Source organism: Gemmata algarum, assembly GCF_034097035.1.
In the GTDB taxonomy this organism is placed as follows: domain Bacteria; phylum Planctomycetota; class Planctomycetia; order Gemmatales; family Gemmataceae; genus Gemmata; species Gemmata algarum.
Genome location: NZ_JAXBLV010000206.1, coordinates 1 through 20655, shown reverse-complemented (window position 1 = coordinate 20655; position 20655 = coordinate 1). Strand labels below are relative to the sequence as shown.

Genomic DNA, 20655 nt, shown 5'->3' with positions numbered 1-20655 from the left:
ACCGGCCCCGGTGTGAGGCCGGGGCGTTTTGTAGCGTTTGCGGCGGCCCCACGGTTCGCCGGGCTTTACCGCCGCACGCGGATCGGTATCAGTTGAGTCGCTTGGCTGCCGGTTGGCCCTCGGTGAGCTCCCAGTACGCGCCCGGCTCGACCGCTTCCCACGACTGCGTGCCCCCCCAGGACCAGCGCACCGTCACGCGCTTGACCGGTCCCAACGTGCCCAGCCCGAAATGCACGCGCGGGTCGTGGGCCGACAGGTAGCTGCCGCCGCCCTTCACGAACCGCGTCAGCTTCCGGTTCTCGAACTCGACCGTCACCGTGGAACCGACGATGTCGCGGTTGTCCCGGCCTACCAGCCGGACCCCGAGCCACGGTCCGGTCGTGGGGGCTTCGTTCCGGAGCACCGCGACCGGACCGTTGGTGTGCGTGACCACGAGGTCGGGCTTGCCGTCGCCGTCGAGGTCGCCGACCGCGAGCCCGCGCGCGACCGCCGGGGTGCGGAAGTACGCGCCGCCCCGCTCGCTGATGTCGCGGAACCAGCGCCGGCCCTCGCTCTCGGCGTTCTGGAACAGGACCGGTGACTGCTTGAGCGCGCTCCCGGCCGGCCGGCGGATGACGTGCCCGTTGACCAGGACCACGTCCTCAGAGCCGTCGTGGTCGAAATCCACGAACGCAGTGCCGAAACCCACCCGGTGCAGCCCGACTTTCGCCACCCCCAGCGCCCGCGAGCGGTGGTCGAACACTTCCCCGCCGAGGTTGTGGTACAGCGCGTGCAACTCGCCCTGGTAGTTCGTGACCCAGATCGACGCGCGCCCCGTGTGGTCGTAGTCGGCGACGTCGGCGCCCATGCTGCCGTTGTACCGCCCGGTGTCGTCCACCGCCGTTCCGGACGGCCCGCCCTTCTCCTCTAGCTTCCCGCCCCGGTTGAAGAACAGAAAGTTGTTCGACGCGTCGTTGGCGACGTACACGTCCGGCGTTCCGTCGCCGTTGAGGTCCGCGAGCACCACCCCGAGTCCGCACCCCGTGGCCGTGAAGCCGTGTTCGGCCGCGGCGTCGCGGAACCGTTGCCCCTTCTCGTTCTTGAACAGCGCGTGGACGAGCGGCTTGAACTTCTGGGGCGCGCACACGTCGCGCGGGACGCCGGGGATCTGGCCGGGACAGGGCGGGTTGTTCGCGAACGACCAGTCCACGTACCGGCACACGTACAGGTCCGGGAACCCGTCGCCGTCGATGTCACCCCAGCCCGCGCTGGTGCTCCACGACGAGTCGCGCAGCCCGAGCCGTTCGCCCACCGGCGTGAACTTGCGGCCGCCTTTACCATCGGGCTCGTTGTGGAACAGTTCGATGCGCCCGTACCCGGTTACGACGAGGTCCGGGAACCCGTCGCGGTCGTAGTCCGCGACGGCCGCACCGTGCGTGTACCACCACGGCAGTTCCAGACCGGCCGCGGCGGTCGCGTCCTCGAACGTGAAGTTCCCGAGGTTGCGGTACAGCTTGCACGGGTGCCCCTTGAGGTCGGTTTTCGTCGGGCCGTCGAAGTACCCGCCGCCGACGATGAAGATGTCGGGGCGGCCGTCGCGGTCGTAATCGAACACGGCGGCCCCGGCGCCGAGCGATTCGAGGATGGTGAACTGGTCGGCCTCTTCGCCGTTGCGACACGTCGCGCGGATGCCGGCGGCGGCGGTCACGTCCTTGAACCACGCCGGGCCGTTGTACTGCGGCTCTTCGGCCGGCGTGGGCTCGGCCGCGGGTCTACTTTCTTGCGCCCGCGGGCCGCACGCGCCGAGGACAAAGGCCACAGCGACCGCGCCCGCGAGCGCCACGAAGCGAAGAACGGGGGTGGGGGCGTACATGGTTCGCGTCCTGAGCGTGAGGGCTGTCGTTCGGGCCGCCCCTTCGGCGCCGCCGAGTGGCTCCGGCCCCCGACCCGCTCGAACGGCCGGCGCGGGTAACCGCCGCTGACGCGGTTGAGCCCCGGGCGGGTGTGTGCTCCGGGGCGCAGGGTCGGGATCCTACTGCAACGGGCCGGGGGCGGCGATCCCCGGCGGCGGCTCGGCGCCGCGGCGCCGGCCGCGCGCGGTTCGCTCGGCTTCCAGGTCCTCGAACCGCTTGCGGGCGCGCTGGGCCTCGTCCGGCCGGCCGCTGAGCTGGAGGCACCGACTCATGGCGAGGTGCGCCTCGGGCACGTTCGGGCCGACCCGCAGCGCCCGCTGGAGGAGCGGCTCGGCCGCCGCGGGCCTGTGCTCGTCCAGGTCCAGTTGGGCGAGTTCGACCAGCGCCGCGATGTCGTTCGGGTCGGTCGCGAGCATCGCGTCGAGGGTTCGGCGCGCGCCCTCGAACTGCCCGAACCGCCGCCGAGTAGTCGCCACGAGGAACCGCAGGAACCGGTTACCGGGCTTCTGTTGGATCAGGACATCGAAGTGTTTGAGGCACTCGTCCGGCGCGGACTGCACCAGGGCGACCGCGAGGTGGTACCGGGCTTCGAAATGGTCGGGGTCGAGAGCGAGCGCCGCGCGGTACTTGGCGAGGCTCTTGTCGAGCTCGCCCGCGTAGCCGTAAATGCGCCCCTGCCAGGTGAGCCCCTGAACCTGATCGGGGCGGCCCGCGCGGCGCGCGAGCCACTGCTCGGCGGCGGTGTGCAACTTGGTGACGAGCGCCGGGTCGTCGCGCTCCGGGTCGAACTGCGCCCCGGAGTACGGAACCCGGCTCTTCAGCGTGCCTTCAATGAAGGCCTCTAACGCCCACGGCGCGTCGGGGCCGTCGGGGGCGGCGGTGGACGCGGCGAACAACTTGTCCGCGTGCGCCGCACTTCCCGTGTACGCCGCGAGCAGGTCGGACTCGAACTCGTAGGCCGCGGTGGGCGGGTGCGCCTGCTCGAACTTGCGGAGGTGTTCGCGGGCGACGGCGAAATCGCCCTCGCGCCGGGCGGCCCGGGCCGCGAGGAGCCGAGCGTCCGGGTCGTCGGGACGGCCGGTGAGGCGCTTGATGAGAATGTCCGAGGCGGTGCGGAAGTCGCGCCGGTCGAGCGCCGCGCGGGCGTCGCGGAGCGGGTCCGGCGCGAGCGCGGCCCACGCGCCCCACGCCGCGGCGCCGAAGGCAAGGGCGACCGCGACGCGCGCCGCCCACCGTTTGCGGCTCGCCGGCGCGGCCGGTACGGCGGGCGGGCCGCCGGTGATCGATTTGCGCAGTGCCATCGGCGCGTTCCGGGTCGGTGAGCCGCTATTGTAGCGGCCGGCCCGGCGAACGTGTTTGTTCGGATCGGCGTTCCGATTAGAATGGCCCCGCCGCGAGAGCCGCCCGCACCACTTTTTGAGGGGAACCCGTCGTGCCGAGCCGTTTCGCCTTCGTTGCCGTCGTACTGTTCGCCGCGAGCGCCCTGCGCGCCGCCGCCCCCGCCCCGTGGTGGGACGCCGAGGTGGAGTCCGCGCTCACGGGCGCGAAGGACAACCGCAAGGAGCTGGAGCAGGCGCTGCGCGCCGTTCCCCCCGAGCAGCGCAAGGGCATGGCGTTCCTGATCGCCAACATGCCGGACGCCGACCGCGCCGCGCTGAAGGCCGAGTTCTTGCTGACGAACGTGGACCTGGCGTACAAGGCCCGCAACGAGACGCGGTGGGGCAAGGACGTTCCCGAGGAGCTGTTCCTCAACGACGTGCTCCCCTACGCGAACGTGGACGAGAAGCGCGACGCGTGGCGCAAAGAGTTCTACGAGCTGTGCATGCCGATGGTGAAGGACTGCAAGACGCCCACCGAGGCGGTGCAGGCGCTCAACGCGGAACTGTTTAAAAAGCTGAAGCTCGGGTACTCGACGCAGCGGCGGGCCGCGAACCAGAGCCCGAAGGAGTCCATCGAGCAGGGGAAGGCGTCCTGCACGGGGCTGTCGATCGTGCTGAGCGACGCGTGCCGGTCCGTGGGCATCCCGGCCCGGCTGGTCGGCACGCCGCTGTGGGTGGACAAGCGCGGGAACCACACCTGGGTCGAGATCTGGGACAAGGGCTGGCACTTCACCGGCGCCTGCGAGCCGGACCCGGCCGGGCTGGACCGCGGGTGGTTCGTCGGCGCCGCGGCGCAGGCCAAGAAGGACGTGCCCGAGCACGCGATCTACGCCGCGAGCTTCAAGAAGTCGTCGCAGCACTTCCCGCTGGTGTGGGCGCCGCGGAACCACGGCGTGCCGGGCGAGAACGTGACCGACCACTACGCGCGGAAGGCCGCGCCGGACGCGAAGGCCGAGACCGCCAAATCGGAATCGGCTCTGAAGGAACTCCGGGCGGCGCTTGAGGCCAAGCCGGCGGCGCTCGCGGACCTCGCCAACAAGCCCTTCGCGAAAATCCCGCTGACGAAGGCCGACGCCGCGACCGCCCGCCGACTGCTGTGGGACGCGCACGCCGCGATCATCAAGGCGGACCGCGCGGCCGAGATCAAGGACCGGGTCATCAAGGACGACAAGCTCGAGATGCCGTTCTCGTACAAGACGTTCGGGGCCAAGCCGAAGGACGGGCGGAGCCTGTGGATCTCGATGCACGGCGGGGGCAACGCTCCGAAGCAGGTGAACGACGGGCAGTGGGAGAACCAGAAGAAGCTGTACACGGTGGAAGAGGGCATTTACCTCGCCCCCCGCGCGCCGACGAACACCTGGAACCTCTGGCACGAAGCGCACATCGACCGCATGTTCGCCCGGCTCATCGAGGACCTGATCGTGCTCGAGGACGTGAACCCGAACCGCGTGTACGTGCTGGGGTACTCGGCCGGCGGCGACGGGGTGTACCAGCTCGCCCCGCGGATGGCGGACCACTGGGCCGGCGCGGCGATGATGGCCGGGCACCCCAACGGCGTGTCGCTGCTGTCGCTGCGGAACGTGCCGTTCGCGCTCCAGGTGGGCGGAAACGACTCGGCGTACAACCGCAACAAGGTCGGCAAGGAGTACGGCGAACAGCTCGACAAGCTCCAAAAGGACGACCCGAAGGGGTACGAGCACTTCGTGAAGATCCACGAGGGCAAGCCCCACTGGATGAGCCTCGAAGACAAGGTGGCGCTGCCGTGGATGGCGAAGTTCACCCGCAACCCGGTGCCCGAGAAGGTGGTGTGGAAGCAGACCGGGGCGCCGCACGACCGCTCGTACTGGCTCGCGGTGCCGAAGAGCGAGGCGAAGGGTGATTCGCTCGTGGTCGCGACGCGCGCCGGCCAGACGGTCGAGATCGCGACCGCGGAGAAGGTGTCGAAGCTCATCGTCCGGTTCGACGACCGGACCGCCGACCTCGACAAGCCCGTGGAGGTGAAGCAGGGTGGCAAGGCGCTGTTCACCGGGATCGCGCCCCGGACCGTAGGCACACTGGTGAAGACCCTCGCGGGCCGCGGCGACCCGGGGCTGGTGTTCGACGCCGAGGTGGAAGTAACGCTCGGCGGTGGAAAGTAGTCGCCTTCGCCGTGGCGGAGAACGTCGTGAGTGACGCACAACCTCGATCGCCCTGGGCAGAACGGCTCGCGCGAACCGGCCATCACTGGTTAGGGGACTCGATGTTCAAGCGGTCGAGTTGGGCGGCGAGCGTCTGGTAGTTCTTGTACCCCAGCAGCACGGCGGCCCGCCGCTGGACGCCGTCCGCCTCCGCCATCGCCCGGCGCAAGTAGTGGCGCTGGATCTCCTCCAGGTGCCGGGTAAGGCTGAACCCGTTCCCCAGCGGTAGCGACAGCAGGTCGGGGGAAGCGGCCCCGGCCCCCGGTACCTCGGCGACCGTGTCTTCAATGTCCTGTTGTTCGATCACCTCGCCGTCCGTCAGCACGGCCGCCTGGGTCAGCGTGTTCTGCAACTGGCGCACGTTTCCCGGCCACGGGTGGGCGGTCGCGAACCGTAGCGCCGACGCCGACAGCCGCTTGGGCCGGTAGCCCGGCTCCTGGCGGGCGAACTCTCGGTTGAGCCGCTCGAGCAGCCGCCCGGCGATCGCCGGGATGTCGCCCCGCCGCTCTCGCAGGGGCGGCAGCTTGACCGTTAGCACCGCCAGCCGGTAGTACAGGTCTTCCCGGAACTGGTGGGCCGCCACGCCCCCGAGCAGGTCGCGGTTGGTAGCGGCGACCACCCGCACGTCGCTGGAGAGCGGCCGGGTGTCGCCCACCCGGCTGAACGCCCGCAGGCACGGCGAGCCGTCCGCCGGCGGTTGAAGTATCCGCAGCAGTTTGGCCTGCATCGCCGGGTCGCACTCCCCGACCTCGTCCAGGAACAGCGTTCCCCCGTCGGCCACCGTGAACGCCCCGTCCCGGTCCCGGTCGGCGCCGGTGAACGCCCCTTTCTTGTGCCCGAACAGCTCGCTCTCCAACAGCTCCCGCGACACGGCCGCGCAGTTGATGGCGACGAACGGGCGCTCGCGGCGCGGGCTGGCCGCGTGGATCGCCCGGGCGAACAGTTCCTTACCGGTCCCGCTCTCACCGAGCAGCAGCACCGACACGTCGCGCCGGGCCGCCCGGCGCGCGCGTCCGACCGCCAGCCGGACGGCGGGGCCGTCGCCGGCCACCGCCTCGAACCCGGCCACGTCCTGCGGACCGTCCGCGGCGAGCGCCTGGAGCCGGGCGTCGGCGTCCCGCAGCACGGTCGGCACGTAGTCCACCATCAGGTCGAACGGGACGGTGGTCACCCACGCCTTGCCGTCGTGGGTTTGGTAGAAGGTGGCCGGTTGGTACTTGCTCTTGCCCAGCAGCACCCAAACGGCGGTCATGGTCGGGGTGCCCGGGCTGAGGTGGAGGCACAGCTCTTCGTCAGGCGAACGGGGGAGCCCCACGATCCCGGCCAGCGCGTCGTCCATCAACCGGAACACTTCTACGTAGTCGGTCGGGTTCTTGACCGTGAGCCGGTGGAGCACCGGGCTCCCGCCGACCCATTCGGTGTACAGCCGGTTCCGCGGGCCGGTGTGGCTGGTGAGCAGGTGGACCTCATCGAACCGTTCGCGATCGATCAGCGTTTTGAGCGGCCCGGCCTGTCCGGTTAACGGCGTCGGCGGGTTCAGCCCGCGGAGCACCTCGGTGGCCTGGTCGGGTGGGAGCGTGGCGGCGAGCGCCCGGAAGTCGGCGTACCCGATCCACGACACGAGAATGCGGCGCGTGGGCATCGATCACCACGGGATTGGACGGGATGACAAATTCGTTTGTACACGGCATCCGCATCGTGGCCAACGCGATCGGCTTGCCGGGAGAATTTTGGGGACTCTGGGGCCGTCCGAGTGATCGACCGAAGTTGCAGATTCGCAAAGAACTTGTGCGCGAAAATCGTGAGCGAACGCGGTCTGCGTGGAGCGACATCGGTCGAGCAAAACGGACTTTGGCACCGCACGTGCGTTAGTGAATGACACCTTCCCCAACTCTTTGTTCGGCCGGTGTGGGTAACGCCGGCGAGCCGGTGGCGAAGGTTATCAACTTCACCGCGGACTTTTGGAGCCGATGATGAAGCCGGTCTTTGCCGCCGGCGCGGCGGGCTCATCCCCCGCAACCGAACGGGCGGTGGGGCTAACGCCCAGCCCCACCGCCGCCCGCCAGGTTCTGACCCGGTGTTCCGTTCCGATCAAGCCGTTCACGCCCAATAAGGACGCCCGTTGATCACCTCCTACACCCAACACTATTCGCTTCGCTCTACCCCTCAATCCGAGCCGATCCCCAGCAGCAACCAGATTTGTAACAGCGCCGGCGGGTACGCCTTCGCCGTTGACGACTGGACCCAACTGGACCGCTTCCTGATCCTCGGCAGCGAGGGCGGCAGCTACTACGCGACCGCGCGCAAATTAACGGTCCGGAACGCCGAGGCGGTGCGCCGGTGTGTCGCCGCCGACGGTCCCCGGGCGGTGGCCCGGATTGCCGAGGTGAGCGAGGCCGGCCGCGCCCCGAAGAACGACCCGGCGATCTTCGCTCTGGCCTTGGCCGCCGCGATGGGTGACATCGCCACCCGGACCGCCGCTCTGGCGGCCGTTCCGCGGGTGTGCCGCATCGGCACCCACCTGTTCGCGTTCGTTCAGGCGGTCGAGGGGTTTCGAGGGTGGGGGCGCGGGCTCAAACGCGCGGTCGCGGCGTGGTACGCGGGGAAAGAGCCGCAAGAACTGGCGTACCAACTCGCCAAGTACCAGTGCCGGGGCGGGTGGTCGCACCGCGATCTGCTCCGGTTGTGTCACGTGAAGTTGACCGGTACGGCGAACGATGTCGCCCGGTGGGCCGTCGGTCGAGGTGAACTGCCGCCTGTCGATGTGGTTGCCCCGACCGATCCACTTGCTCTCTTGGTTGCTGTCGAGGCCGTGAACCGTGCAACGACGGTTGACGAGGTCGTTCGACTCGTGCGCGATTACGGACTCGTTCGCGAGTGCGTGCCGACGCGGTGGCTATCGAAAGCTGCGGTGTGGGACGCGCTGCTGGAACGGATGCCGCTCGGAGCCTTGGTGCGAAACCTGGCGACGATGACCCGGATCGGTTTGTTGAGCGCCGGCAGTGAGGCCGCGGGCCGGGCGGTCGAGGCGCTGGGCGATTCGGAGCGGCTCCGGCGCTCCCGGCTTCACCCGGTGTCGCTGCTCACCGCGCTGCGCACGTACGCCGCCGGTCAGGGGGCGCGCGGGGCGGGCAGGTGGGCCCCGGTGCCGGCCGTGTCGGACGCCCTCGACGCCGCCTTCTACGCCGCGTTTGCTCACGTCGAACCGACCAACAAGCGGTGGCTCCTGGCCCTGGATGTGTCCGGCAGCATGGGGTGCTGCTCGGTGGCCGGTGTGCCGAATCTGTCTGCCCGTGAGGCGTCGGCGGCAATGGCGCTGGTAACGGCCGGGACCGAACCCACCCACAAGATCGTCGGCTTCACCGGTCGCGGGGACGGAACGTTCGGACCTGGAGTGGAACCGCTCGCGATCCGGTCGGGGCAGCGGCTGGATGCGGTTACCCGAATGGTGGCGGCCTTGCCGATGGGGCCGACGGACTGTGCCCTACCGATGCAGTACGCGCTGGAGCGGAAACTGGCGGTGGACGTGTTCGTGGTCTACACGGATAGCGAGACGTGGCACGGGGACATGCACCCGGCGCAGGCGCTGCGTCAGTACCGAGAGAAGACCGGCATCCCGGCGAAGCTGGTGGTCATGGGGATGGTGGCGAACGAGTTCTCAATCGCCGATCCGGACGACGCCGGAATGCTCGACGTGGTCGGGTTCGATACCGCGGTGCCGCAACTGCTCGCCCAGTTCGCCGTCTGTAATACCGGCAACGGATGAGGCCGCCGAGGCGAGGACGGATAGCATCAACACTCGATGGCTGAGCCAAGAATATTTTGACAGGATTCGCATGATCCACATAATAAACAGCGTTTTAAATCGACCGATCTTCATCAAATTAACTATGTCGATCATGTCATCATTTGTTTTCGTAAACACGAATCCCGTGTGGGCCGGAACGAAGTCGCGACCCGCCATCCATTCCGCCATCCTTATAGTTAGGTTCCGGAACCGGAAGACGACCATACTCAGTTTCGCAGCATGGCATTGACTGGACTCTTGGTGTTGCATATACAATTTTAACATGTCACAAGTTCCAAACCCTGCGAACCGGGTCGCGGCCGAGTGCTTGGCCGGCCGGTTCCGCATTCTCAACCGGGTCATCACCGGGATCTACGACGACGCGTTTCGCCCGCACGGCGTGCGGATCAGTCAGATGAACGTCATGGTCGTTATTGCGGACCAGGGACCGGTTCGGGCCGCGGACGTGTGCCGGGTGTTGCAGCTCGACAAATCGACCCTCAGCCGCGACCTCGACCGGTTGCTCGACCGAGGGTGGGTTCGTTCCACGCCCGCTGAGGGGCGCGCGCAAGACCTGGAGGTCACGCCCGCCGGGCGAGCGCTGATCGAGAAATTGATGCCCGCCTGGGAAGAGGCCCAGAAGCGTGTTCACGAGTTGATCGGCCCGGAACTCGCGCAAGGGCTGTTCGCGGCGGTGGGCAAGATCCGGCAAGCGAACAGCGGGAGCGCTGCTTCCGAGTGATCGCGCCGGGTCGGATTGTGTGCGCGTTGGCTGCGGGCGCCCTGACCATCCGAGACGGCACGATTTGCCCGACCATCAACTATGAAACGCCGGGTGCGTGCGATCTCGATTGCGTACCCAACCCGGCGCGCGGTGCCCCGCCTCGGGTTCGCCGACCACAACTGTAGCGCCCTGTCCGGGTTCCCGCCCTGTGCTACGTTCGGCGACCCCTCCGGGGTGCAAATGTAACCGGTGCGTCTCTCCCGTTTGACAGTACTCCGCCCCGGAGGGGCCGGCGGGCGTAGCACAGGGCGGGAGCCCTGTGCCACTCACTAACTTCGCGCACAATCCATGTAAGGTGGCAGGTACGTGCAGGTACTTTACCGGCATGAAGTTGCATATGCAACTTGCTACAGTTCGCCCCGCCGGGGCGGACTCATGTGGAGGGCGCGGCGCATGAGCAATCGAATTCGCTTTCTCGCGGTGGCCGGCACCCTGGCGCTCGCGGGCGTCGGGGCCGGCGTCGCGCACACGGCCGGGGGTAAATCTCCGACCGAGGCGCCGGTTCCGCCACCGGTGACCGCTCCCGAGTCGCGTGTGGTGCGGGTGACAGAGGTGCGGGCCGGGTTGGACGGTAGCGGCCAGACCTACACCGGAGTGGTCCGCGCGCGGTACGAAACCGACCTCGCCTTCCGGGTGGGGGCCAAGATCGTCGCGCGGCACGTCGAGGTCGGGCAGCGGGTCGCGGCCGGAACCGTTCTGTTCCGGCTCGACCCGACGGACTACCGGCTCGCGCTGAAGGCGGCGGAGGCGGATCTGGTGGCGGCCGAGGCCGAGGTGGTTCAGGCGACCGCGGAGTACGACCGGCTCCAGCGCACTCACAACATCGGCGCCGGCAGTTCGTCGGACCTCGATAAGGGGCGCTCGGCGCTGTACGGGACCGGGGGCCGGCGCGACCGGGCGAAGGAACTGCTCACCCTCGCTCGTAACCGCCTGGCGTACTGCGAACTGACCGCCGATTCGGACGGCGTGGTGACCGCGCTCCCGGCCGAGACCGGACAGGTGGTGGCCGAGGGGCAGGTCGTCGCCCGGTTCGCCCGGGACGGTGAGCGGGAAGCGGTGGTGAGCTTGCCCGAGAACCGGGTGAATGCCGCACGGACCGCGCGGGCCACGATCACCCTCTGGGCCGCTCCGGGCCAGCCGTACCCGGCCACGCTCCGCGAGCTGTCGCCGATCGCGGACCCGGTCACCCGAACGTATCAGGCGCGATTCACCATCGACGGGACCGGGCCGCAAATCGCGCTCGGCATGACGGCGACCGTTCACCTCGCCCCGGGCGACGCGGCCCCCGGATATGTGCTGCCGCTTTCCTCGCTGTTACGAACCGACGACCGGCCGGCGGTCTGGGTCGTGGATCGCGCGACCGGCGCGCTCGCACTCACGCCGGTTGAGGTTCGGGAGTACCGGCACGAAACGGTGGTGCTGTCCGGCGGGGTGAAACCGGGGCAACTGGTCGTCACCGCCGGGGTGCAAAAGCTCGATGTGGGGCTGACCGTGCGGCCCTGGGAAGCGGGGAACCCGTGAGCGCGTTCAACCTGTCCCGCTGGGCGGTTCAGCACCCGGCGGTCGTTCTGTACCTGATCCTCGCGGCCGGCGCGGCCGGGCTGTACGCCTACCTGGGCATGGGCCGGGCCGAGGACCCGTCGTTCACCATCAAGACGATGGTCGTCACCGCCGCGTGGCCGGGGGCGACCAGCGACGAGGTGCAGCGCCAGGTGGCCGACAAGATCGAGGAGAAGCTCCAAGAGACGCCATACCTGGACTACCTCCGCACCTACTCGCTGCCCGGCCGGGCGGTGGTCACCGTGCAGCTCCGCAACGACACCCCGCCGAAGGCCGTGCCCGACATCTGGTATCAGGTGCGGAAGAAGGTCGGGGACATCCGGCACACGTTCCCCGAGGGCGTGGTGGGGCCGTTCCTGGACGACGAGTACGGGGACGTGTACGTGGCGGTGTACGCCTTCACCGGGGCCGACTATACCCCGGCCGAGCTGAAGCGGCTCGCCGAGGACGCGCGCCGCCGGCTCCTGCGGGTGAAGGACGTGTCCAAGGTGGTGCTTGTCGGCGAGCGCCCGGAGAAGGTGTTCGTCGAGTTCTCGCACAAGAAGCTCGCCACCCTCGGTGTTCCGCCGCAGCAGGTGTTCGACAGCCTCCGGCGGCAGAACGCGGTCGCCCCGGCGGGGAGCGTGGAGACCCCGACGGACCGGGTGTACGTTCGGGTGGAGGGGCCGTTCGCTGCGGTCGAGAAGGTGCAGGCGGTGCCGGTTTACGCGGGCGGCAAGGTTTTTCGCCTGGGGGACATTGCGGAGGTGCGCCGCGGGTACGAGGACCCGCCGACGTTCACCGTGCGGCACAACGGGAAGCCGGCCGTGGAGGTGGCGGTCGCGATGCGGGCCGGGGGTAACGTGCTCACCCTGGGGCGGTCGCTGGACACGGAACTGGCGGGCATTGGAGCCGACCTGCCGGCGGGCGCGGCGGTCGAGCGGGTGGCGTTCCAGCCGCACGTTGTGGAGGAGTCGGTCGGCGAGTTCACCCGGTCGTTCGTCGAGGCGCTGGTCATCGTCCTGGTGGTCAGCTTCCTGTCGCTCGGCTGGCGGAGCGGGGTGGTGGTGGCATTGAGCGTGCCCCTGGTTCTGGCCGGCGCGCTGGTGGTCATGAACGCGGTCGGAATGGCGCTGGACCGGATCAGCCTGGGGGCGCTCATTCTGGCGCTGGGGCTGCTCGTGGACGACGCCATCATCGCAGTCGAGATGATGGTGGTGAAGATGGAGGAGGGGCACGACCGGGTGTCGGCGGCCACGTTCGCGTGGAGCAACACCGCGTTCCCGATGCTCACCGGCACGCTGGTCACGGTGGTCGGGTTCCTGCCGGTCGGGTTCGCCAGGTCCGCGGCCGGGGAGTACGCCGGCGGCATCTTCTGGGTGGTGGGGATCGCGCTCGTCGCCTCGTGGCTCGTGGCGGTCGTGTTCACCCCGTACCTCGGCGTGCGGCTGCTCCCGGACTACGCGGGGCGCGCGCACCACGACCCGTACCACACCCGGATGTACCGGATCCTGCGGCGGGCCGTGACGGCCTGCGTGCGTCACCCGCGGCTTGTTGTTGCGGTGACGGCCGCGCTGTTCGTGACTGCGGGGTACGGGATGACGTTCGTGCCCAAGCAGTTCTTCCCGCAGTCGTCCCGGGCGGAACTGATGGTCGAGTTCCGGCTCCCGGGCGGGTCGTCGTTCACCGCCACCGAGGCCGAGGTGGTGAAGATGGAGCAGGTGCTGGCCGGCGATCCGGACATCGACCACTTTACCGCATACGTCGGGGCCGGGCCGCCGCGGTTCTATCTGGCGCTGAACCCGGACCTGCCGGACCCGAGTTTCGCCAAGTTCGTGATCCAGACGAAGGACCCGGCGGCGCGCGAGCGGCTTCGCACCCGCCTCCTGGAGCGGGTCGCGGCGGACGACACGTTCGCGCTGCCGCGGGTGCGGGTGGTGCGGCTGGAGTTCGGCCCGCCGGTCGGGTTCCCGGTACAGTTCCGGGTGGTCGGCCCGGACCCGGCACGGGTCCGCGAGATCGCGCACCGGGTCCGCGACGTGGTGCGCCAGAACCCGCACGCGCGGGACGCCCAGCTCGAATGGGACGAGCCGTCGAAGGTGGTACGGCTCCGGGTGGATCAAGACCGGGCGCGGGCGCTGGGGCTCACCCCGCAGGACGTATCCGCAACCCTTCAGACGCTCCTCACGGGCGCGCCCGTGTCGCAGTACCGCGAGGGCATCGAACTGATCGACGTGGTGGCGCGGGCGGTGCCGGAGGAGCGGTTGAAGCTCGACGCGCTGCCCGACCTGACGATCATCACCCCGGCCGGTAGCGCGGTGCCGCTTTCGCAGGTCGCCACGGCGGCCCACGAGCAGGAGGAGCCGATCCTGTGGCGGCGCGACCGGGAGACGGTGCTGACGGTGCGGGCGGACGTGGCCGACGGCGTTCAGGCGCCGGACGTGACCGCCGCGATTCTGACCCAACTCCGGGCGCTCAAGGAGGGGCTCCCGCCAGGCTACCGGATCGACACCGGCGGGGCGGTGGAAGAGAGCCAGAAGGCGAACGAGGCGCTGTTCGCCGTGTTCCCGGTGATGATCGCGGTGATGCTGACGCTCCTGATGGTCCAGGTGCAGAGCTTCAAAAAGCTCTTCCTGGTGTTCGTGATCTCGCCGCTGGGGCTGATCGGCGCGGTGTCAGCACTGCTTCTGTTCCACGCGCCGTTCGGGTTCAACGCTCTCCTGGGAGTGATCGCCCTGGCCGGCATGGACATGCGGAACTCGGTGATCCTGATCGACCAGATTGAACACGACGTGGCGCACGGGATGTCGCTGTGGGACGCGGTGATCGAGTCGGCGGTGCGGCGTGCCCGCCCGGTGGTGCTGACGGCGGCGACCGCGATCCTGGCCATGATCCCGCTCACCCGGAGCGTGTTCTGGGGGCCGCTGGCGGTGGCTATCATGGGCGGCCTGTCGGTCGCCACGTTCCTCACACTCGGCAACCTGCCGGCCCTGTACGTCCTGCTGTTCCGGGTGAAGCGCCCGACCGGACCGTTACCGTCGTCAAGCGGCGAACACACCGCGGCACCGCCGACCCTCGCGCGGTCCGGTACGGCTCCCGGCTCTTGATAGGGGTCGTGGCTCTATCCCTGTTGGCCCGGCGGTCCATCCGGAAGGCGAACCTGAGAGCGGTGCGGGCGGCAGACCGGCCCCGTTCGCGACCAGGCTGGCGATGGCGGTGGGCGCACGGGTGGCTGGCGTCGCGGGTGGTGGGCGACAGTGCGTAACACCCGGCCGGTGGAGCGATCCGGGTGATACGGGTGGACGAGCCCAGCGGGCGGGTCGCGTTCTTCGTCACCACCACTTCGCGGGAAGTACAGATCAAACACATCGGACCGATTCGAGCGGCAGCACGTGCCTTACCGGCACGGTCGGCAATGTCGGCACCGGTACGTTCCGGCACGTCGGGTCGTACCGGCCGGAGCGAGGGGAGACGCCCGGCGGCCACGGAACCACCCGCCCCCGGCCTTCACTCTGGGCCGCCGCACAGTGGAATACCTTACGCGACACTCGTGTTCGCACTACGAACGGGGGCACCGACATGGGCTTCTTCACCGGGCGGGTTACGTTCCTTCGGTTCGCGGTCGGCGGCCCGGCCCCGCGGTTCTTCGACGACGAACATCTGGACCGGCTCCGGGAGCACGCCGCAGGGCGGCAGGCGCTCGCCGCCGCGGACGGCATCGAGACCGGGTGGGCGGCCGGCAAGTCGGTACTAGACACTGAGTTCGATCTGGCCAAGAACGTCATCAACGACACGCTCCACTTCGACCTGCGAGTGGACACCGATCGGCTCCCGGGCGACCTGCTCAAAGCGTACTACGAGACCGACCTCGCCGCACTCGCGAAAGAGAACCCGAGCGGCTTCGCGTCGGCCCGGCAGAAGCGCGAGGCCAAGGAAGGCGCGCGGAACCGCCTGGAGGCGGAAGCCAAAGACGGGCGGTTCAAGCGACGCAAGTGCACCCCGGTGCTGTGGGACCGGGCGGCCAACGAGGTGCTGTTCGGGGCCACTTCGGCCACCCACGCGGACCGGCTCTCGGACCTGTTCGAGCGCACCTTCGGGCTCCCGCTCGAACCGCTCACCGCCGGCCGCCAGGCCGAACGGGCCGCGAGCGCCCTGGGGCTCACCGGTGCGGCGGAAATGCCGTCGGAGTTCGTGCCCGGGAACGAGGGCGAGGTGGCCTGGGTCCCGGGCGGCGGGGCGGCCGACTTTCTGGGCAACGAATACCTCCTGTGGCTCTGGTTCCTGACGGACCGGGAGACCGATACGGTGACCGCGGCGGACGGGAGCGACATCACCTTGATGCCCGCGCGGACGCTCACCCTGGAGTGCCCGCGCGGCGTCACCGGGAGCGAGACCATCGCCAGCGACGGGCCGACCCGGTTGCCCGAGGCCCGCCGCGCCGTGCAGGCCGGGAAGCTGCCCCGGAAGATGGGGCTAACGATGGTCCGGCACGGCTTGCAGTACGAGCTGACGCTGCACGCCGAGACGCTAGCGGTGGGTTCGTGCAAGATGCCCGACCTCCCCGAAGACGTAACCGAGGCACGGGCCAAGTTGGACGAGCGGGCGACGCAGGTGCGCGAACTAGTCGAAACGCTGGACCTGTTGTACGCCCACTTCCTGACGGTGCGCCTGTCCCCCGGCTGGGCGGAAGAACTGGAGCGGGTCCGGGGGTGGCTGGCCCACGCCGAATCGCGGGCCGCGTAAGCCGGCGGTGGGTGCAACAGCACCTCACAGGGGGCGTTGGGCGCACACTCGTGTCCGCCCAGCGCCCCTCGGGTTACTAGTTTGCTGTTCGAGCCGAACGAGCCCGGGCACACCGGTCGCCCCGAAGCGAGCATCAGTTCGTGGGCTGTTCGGGCCACGTCTCTTCCAGAAAATGCCGCACCAGCGCGGCGTGCGACAGCGGGCGTGAAAGGTCCTCGACATCGGTGTTCGTTTCGTAATCGAGCAGCACGACCGTCCCGGCCCTCGCAACCTCTCGAAGCCGTTCGATTTCGCGCGCGAGGCAACGCTCCAGAACCCACGCGTACGCCGGGAGGTAGATGCGGAACCGGGCCTCCCGGTAGCCAAGAAGCGTTCCGCTCCCCACGCCGAACCGGTGCCCGCGGACCGCACCGCGACTCGCCCCGGCGCGTTTGATGTTCCGCATGTCCTTGATCGCCAACTTCTTCGGGTCGATGTCTTCCTTCTCAAAGACCTTCAGACCTTGCCAGAGCCCTTCGACCGATGAAGCGGTTTCGTGAGGCGTGTTCGGAATCGGGATACCGCCGTGAGGAAAGAAGGGACTGAACCGCACCCACGGTTCTGGTCCTTTCGAGGTCACGTCCGCGACGGTCGCTCCGGGCCATTGTTGCGCGACTGTTTCGGCCTTTTTGCGGCGGCTCTCAACGACGACGGGCATGACCCCCTCCGTTCGGACAAACGAACGAGGATACCGCCGCGCGGCGCCAGTGCGATGTCGGGAGGAGCGCGTTCAGCGGCGCAACACCAGCGAGACGGCCTGCGACACGACCTCCCCGTGGGTCTGGTCCGTTCGGAGCCGGCCGGCGATGTAGCACGCGCACAGTAACAGCGTCCAACTCACGCACGCGAGCAGCACCGCCACCAGCACGGCGCGTGCGGTCCGTCCCCACGCGAACGCTCCACCCACCAATACCGCCAACCCGCACGCCACAACTGGCACGTGTTCCACCCATAACCGGACGCCGAACGAATCACCCTGCCCCGGATCGCTCCAGAACGCCAAAATCGTCGTTTGCAGTGCGGCGTTGACCAAACTCGCCCAGCCCCACCACGGCACATCCCGCCATCGCCACACGTAACCGACCAGCGCGAGCAACACGACCGGCGTCACCCAGAACAGCCCGCGCGCCGGGGACACCAGCACCGCAGACACGTCCGGCGCACTCACGAAATGCCCACTAATCATGGGATGATCGTGGGTGCCGTGAGCGATCAGCGCGGGCGTCCCGACGTTTACCGCGTGAACCTGTGCCTGGAACACGATGGCCGCGACACCGACCACGAGACCGGCACCCGCACCCGGCCCCCACGCGCGCCAGCCCCGGCGCAGGAGCGGCGCCCCGCGCCACGCCACGAGCAACAGCACGTAGGGCGACTGGTGCGGCCGAGTCAGGTAGAGCGCCGACGCCAGCACCGCGAACACGAACACCGCGACGTTCGACCGCCGCGCGTGCGGTATCCGGTCGGCGAGCAGCAACAGCAGCGCCATGATGCAGAACGCGGTCGGGTGGACGCTGAACGGAAACCACGCGGTGTAGTACAGCAGCGGGGTGCCGAGCCAGGCTGCGATCGTCGCAACAGCCGCAACCGATGTCGTGCTCGTGGTACGAACCAGAGAAAACGTGATCTGCACACCGATGCCGGCTACGAACAGCAAGCCGAGCGCGACGAAACCGACCTCCAGGCGCGTGTAACCCGCCGGCCCACTAGTGCTCCCAGCAATTGTGGTCAGCACGCGGGCCGGTCGTAGGAGCGCCCCCTCCAGCAGAGACAGCCCGACCGGGAACACGTTCTTGATGCCGCCGTCCGCACGCCGGGGAGCGCCGACGTCGGTCCGGAACGGCCCTTGTGCCGGCCCGAGCGGCAAATCATCGGTCACGTCCCAGTCACCGGAGACCACCGCCGAACGCGCGGCGGCGTAGTAAAACTGGGCGTCGAACCCGCGGAGCAGCGTGCCATAGTAACTGTCGGCCTTTGCGAGCCCGAGCGCGCCAACCGCCACGACGAGCAGCGCCGGCCCGCAGCCGCGCAACAACCGGCTCACGAGTTCGCCCACTCCAACCCCCTTCCAGCAACCGAACCGCCCGTACCCACGCCACCGCGGCCCGCAATCCTAGCTCAGTCGTTCCGGGCTCACAATCGGAATGAAAGGCCCGGCGGGCATCGAGTTGGAACGGCGGCACGGGCCAGGGTCCCGCAGTATTCCGTTGCTACCGACGAGCACAATCGCGACAATCCGGCACCGCTCCCACCACCTTGTCCGAGAACACGCATGTTCCGCTCGGTTCCGCTGGCCCTCTGGGCCGCCCTGCTCGGCTCAACCGCTCTGGCCGCAGATTCCATCAAGCACGGCTTCCTCGCCACCGGCGGGGAAACGTTCATCACCGACGAATCCGGCAAGACCGTCTGGAAGTACCCGCACGCCACGCGCGACGGCTGGGTGCTGGACAACGGGAACGTCCTGCTCGCGCTCTCGAAGAGCAAAACGTACCCCGGCGGCGCGGTGGTCGAAGTGAACCGGGACGGCAAAACGCTGTTCGAGTTCAAGGGCACCCAATCGGAAGTTAACACGGTCCAACCGCTGGACGGCGGAACGGTGCTGCTCACCGAGGCCGGGGACAAGCCGCGCGTCCTCGAAGTCGACCGCGACGGCAAGGTTGTCACCGAGGTCGCGATTCAGGCACAGACGAAGGACCACCACCTGCAAACGCGGATGACACGGAAACTCGCGAGCGGCAACTATCTCGTGCCGCAACTGCTGGACCGCGTGGTCCGCGAGTACGACCCCAAGGGCAAAATCGTGTGGGAGGTGAAGACGCCACACATGCCCTTCACCGCGATCCGGCTCGCCGACGGGAACACGCTTATCGGCTGCACGCACGGCGACCTCGTGATCGAGGTGAACAAGGACGGTAAGGAGGTGTGGCGGGTGACCAACGACGACCTGCCGACAAAGCTCATCAGCGACGCGTGCGGGGTTCAGCGGCTCGAGAACGGGAACACGGTGCTGACCAGTTACCGAACGACCTCGAACCAGACCAAGCTGTTCGAGCTGACACGCGACAAAAAGGTGGTGTGGACCTACACCGACGCCCGGAAGGTCGGCATCCACCACTTCCAGATTCTGGGCGCGAACGGAAAGCCCGAAAAGAACCCGCTACGGTAAGTCATTGGTCACGGTCCCGTTGAGGTGGGTTCCGCCCGCGGGAAGATGCCCAGTTCGTGTCGCGCGACAGCGATCATTATCACCCCGTGGCCGACAAGTTCGGCGGCCATCGCGATATTACGGCGGCATGAAAGATACTTAATGATCAAGTAGACTCCACATCGGCATAGAGAACACATGGCTGGAGGAAGTAGCTGACGACGTGCTTTGGCAGGTGGCCGACTTTCCGCATGACGTGATGGAGCTTGTCTCGCAACGCCGGCTTGGAGTCCGGCAGCCCGTCCTCCGCCACGGCTCTCTTCACGTCGTTGTTGAGGTACTCGTCCGGGTTCCGTTCCGGCGCCCGGCGGGGCAACGCGACCACCTCCAACCGGTCCGAATGGGCCGCCACCCATTCCGGCGCCACAGCGTTCTGATGCACCTTCAAGCGGTCTACGATCAGGATAATTTTGCCCGTCGTGGTCCGCAGCAGGCGCCCCAAGAACACGATGAATCGTTCGCCCGTCATGGTCCCCGGGTACATCGTGAGCCGCAGCGTCCCCGCGTTGGTGATCGATGACACCATGTTGACGCCGAGGTGCAGATCCGGCACATCCATCGTCGCGCGTTGGCCCCTTTTGGCATACCCATATCCCGAACAGTGGTCGGCAACGACCCCGGTCTCGTCGCACTCGTGGGTCTCCGCACGCGCCTGTTTCGCTCGCTTCTGGAGGGCCGGGTACGTGTGCTCGAGCCAGTGCCGCACCTCCTCCGGATCTGGCTTCTTGGCGTGACGGACCGGCTTCTTGGCCGTATACCCCCAGCGCCGCAGGTACGCGCTCACGGTCCGTACCGCCAACACCACGCCGCACGCCTAGCCGATCAGGTCGCCAGGGCCAACGCGTATTCTCTTTGCCTGGATTTCCAGGGGGTTCACGCGGCCCTGCTGTTAAAAATGGCGTTTTTCGGACCTCACAATCACGAAAGCCTCGGATGCTCAACGAATTAATACTCGTTGGCACTGGTGTCGTACCCGGTATTCATGAACATCTTTCGCGCCCGTCATAATGTCGGTATTGGCGCGGCACCGGCAGCGGCCGGTGGTCGGAACTTATTCAGTGGCCAGGGAGGGGCGATCGGAAGTGGTGGGTGAAGTGTAGGTGCAAAAAA

The 20655-nt window shown here is 68.3% G+C and carries 13 protein-coding genes; 7 read left to right on the top strand and 6 right to left on the bottom strand.

The window, feature by feature from the left end:
* Positions 1-88: 88 nt before the first annotated feature.
* Both R5W23_RS23425 and R5W23_RS23420 read right to left on the bottom strand, forming a co-directional pair.
* The gene (locus R5W23_RS23425; RefSeq protein ID WP_320688398.1) at positions 89-1852 is read right to left on the bottom strand and encodes a CRTAC1 family protein; all 1764 of its coding nucleotides are present in this window, start codon (positions 1850-1852) and stop codon (positions 89-91) included.
* Between the two features lie 159 nt (positions 1853-2011).
* Positions 2012-3193, bottom strand: coding sequence for a tetratricopeptide repeat protein (locus R5W23_RS23420; protein ID WP_320688397.1), 1182 nt, complete (start codon positions 3191-3193; stop codon positions 2012-2014).
* Positions 3194-3324: 131 nt separating this feature from the next.
* Between R5W23_RS23420 and R5W23_RS23415 the strand changes: the two genes are divergently transcribed.
* Entirely contained in the window at positions 3325-5409 is a 2085-nt protein-coding gene (locus R5W23_RS23415; protein WP_320688396.1) for a transglutaminase domain-containing protein, read from the top strand.
* 82 nt (positions 5410-5491) lie between these two features.
* Here R5W23_RS23415 and R5W23_RS23410 read toward each other — a convergent pair whose 3' ends face one another.
* The gene (locus tag R5W23_RS23410) at positions 5492-7090 is read right to left on the bottom strand and encodes a sigma-54 interaction domain-containing protein (RefSeq protein ID WP_320688395.1); all 1599 of its coding nucleotides are present in this window, start codon (positions 7088-7090) and stop codon (positions 5492-5494) included.
* Between the two features lie 480 nt (positions 7091-7570).
* On the opposite strand from R5W23_RS23410, the gene R5W23_RS23405 reads away from it, so the two are divergent.
* The 5 genes from R5W23_RS23405 to R5W23_RS23385 all read left to right on the top strand — a co-directional run bounded on the left by R5W23_RS23405 (position 7571) and on the right by R5W23_RS23385 (position 16301).
* Positions 7571-9214 (top strand): TROVE domain-containing protein, encoded by a 1644-nt coding sequence (locus R5W23_RS23405; protein ID WP_320688394.1) that lies wholly within the window; start codon positions 7571-7573, stop codon positions 9212-9214.
* 304 nt (positions 9215-9518) lie between these two features.
* Positions 9519-9977 carry a MarR family winged helix-turn-helix transcriptional regulator gene (locus R5W23_RS23400; RefSeq protein WP_320688393.1) on the top strand — a complete coding sequence of 153 codons (459 nt, stop codon included), beginning with the start codon at positions 9519-9521 and terminating at the stop codon, positions 9975-9977.
* Between the two features lie 435 nt (positions 9978-10412).
* A complete protein-coding gene (locus tag R5W23_RS23395) occupies positions 10413-11540 on the top strand; it encodes an efflux RND transporter periplasmic adaptor subunit (protein WP_320688392.1) in 1128 nt (375 codons plus the stop codon).
* The gene (locus R5W23_RS23390; protein ID WP_320688391.1) at positions 11537-14665 is read left to right on the top strand and encodes an efflux RND transporter permease subunit; all 3129 of its coding nucleotides are present in this window, start codon (positions 11537-11539) and stop codon (positions 14663-14665) included. The genes R5W23_RS23395 and R5W23_RS23390 overlap by 4 nt, the downstream gene beginning before the upstream one ends.
* A gap of 472 nt (positions 14666-15137) precedes the next feature.
* Positions 15138-16301 carry a hypothetical protein gene (locus R5W23_RS23385; protein ID WP_261188378.1) on the top strand — a complete coding sequence of 388 codons (1164 nt, stop codon included), beginning with the start codon at positions 15138-15140 and terminating at the stop codon, positions 16299-16301.
* 133 nt (positions 16302-16434) lie between these two features.
* Here the strand turns inward: R5W23_RS23385 and R5W23_RS23380 are convergent, their stop codons facing one another.
* Both R5W23_RS23380 and R5W23_RS23375 read right to left on the bottom strand, forming a co-directional pair.
* Positions 16435-16998 carry a DUF6939 family protein gene (locus R5W23_RS23380; protein ID WP_320688390.1) on the bottom strand — a complete coding sequence of 188 codons (564 nt, stop codon included), beginning with the start codon at positions 16996-16998 and terminating at the stop codon, positions 16435-16437.
* A 72-nt stretch (positions 16999-17070) separates the two neighbouring features.
* Positions 17071-18396 (bottom strand): hypothetical protein, encoded by a 1326-nt coding sequence (locus tag R5W23_RS23375; protein ID WP_320688389.1) that lies wholly within the window; start codon positions 18394-18396, stop codon positions 17071-17073.
* 216 nt (positions 18397-18612) lie between these two features.
* Here R5W23_RS23375 and R5W23_RS23370 point away from each other — a divergent pair, with 216 nt between their 5' ends.
* Positions 18613-19506, top strand: coding sequence for a beta-propeller domain-containing protein (locus R5W23_RS23370; protein WP_320688387.1), 894 nt, complete (start codon positions 18613-18615; stop codon positions 19504-19506).
* A 145-nt stretch (positions 19507-19651) separates the two neighbouring features.
* On the opposite strand, the gene R5W23_RS23365 is transcribed toward R5W23_RS23370, so the two are convergent.
* Complete coding sequence (locus R5W23_RS23365; protein WP_320688412.1) at positions 19652-20347, bottom strand: IS630 family transposase; 696 nt, start codon at positions 20345-20347, stop codon at positions 19652-19654.
* Between the last annotated feature and the right edge of the window lie 308 nt (positions 20348-20655).

Excerpts from the sequence above, each read along its gene's own strand:
- R5W23_RS23425 (WP_320688398.1), bottom strand. The coding sequence starts at position 1,852 with ATGTACGCCCCCACCCCCGTTCTTCGCTTCGTGGCGCTCGCGGGCGCG.
- R5W23_RS23420 (WP_320688397.1), bottom strand. The coding sequence starts at position 3,193 with ATGGCACTGCGCAAATCGATCACCGGCGGCCCGCCCGCCGTACCGGCC.
- R5W23_RS23410 (WP_320688395.1), bottom strand. The coding sequence starts at position 7,090 with ATGCCCACGCGCCGCATTCTCGTGTCGTGGATCGGGTACGCCGACTTC.
- R5W23_RS23400 (WP_320688393.1), top strand. The coding sequence starts at position 9,519 with ATGTCACAAGTTCCAAACCCTGCGAACCGGGTCGCGGCCGAGTGCTTG.
- R5W23_RS23395 (WP_320688392.1), top strand. The coding sequence starts at position 10,413 with ATGAGCAATCGAATTCGCTTTCTCGCGGTGGCCGGCACCCTGGCGCTC.
- R5W23_RS23385 (WP_261188378.1), top strand. The coding sequence starts at position 15,138 with ATGGGCTTCTTCACCGGGCGGGTTACGTTCCTTCGGTTCGCGGTCGGC.
- R5W23_RS23380 (WP_320688390.1), bottom strand. The coding sequence starts at position 16,998 with ATGCCCGTCGTCGTTGAGAGCCGCCGCAAAAAGGCCGAAACAGTCGCG.
- R5W23_RS23370 (WP_320688387.1), top strand. The coding sequence starts at position 18,613 with ATGTTCCGCTCGGTTCCGCTGGCCCTCTGGGCCGCCCTGCTCGGCTCA.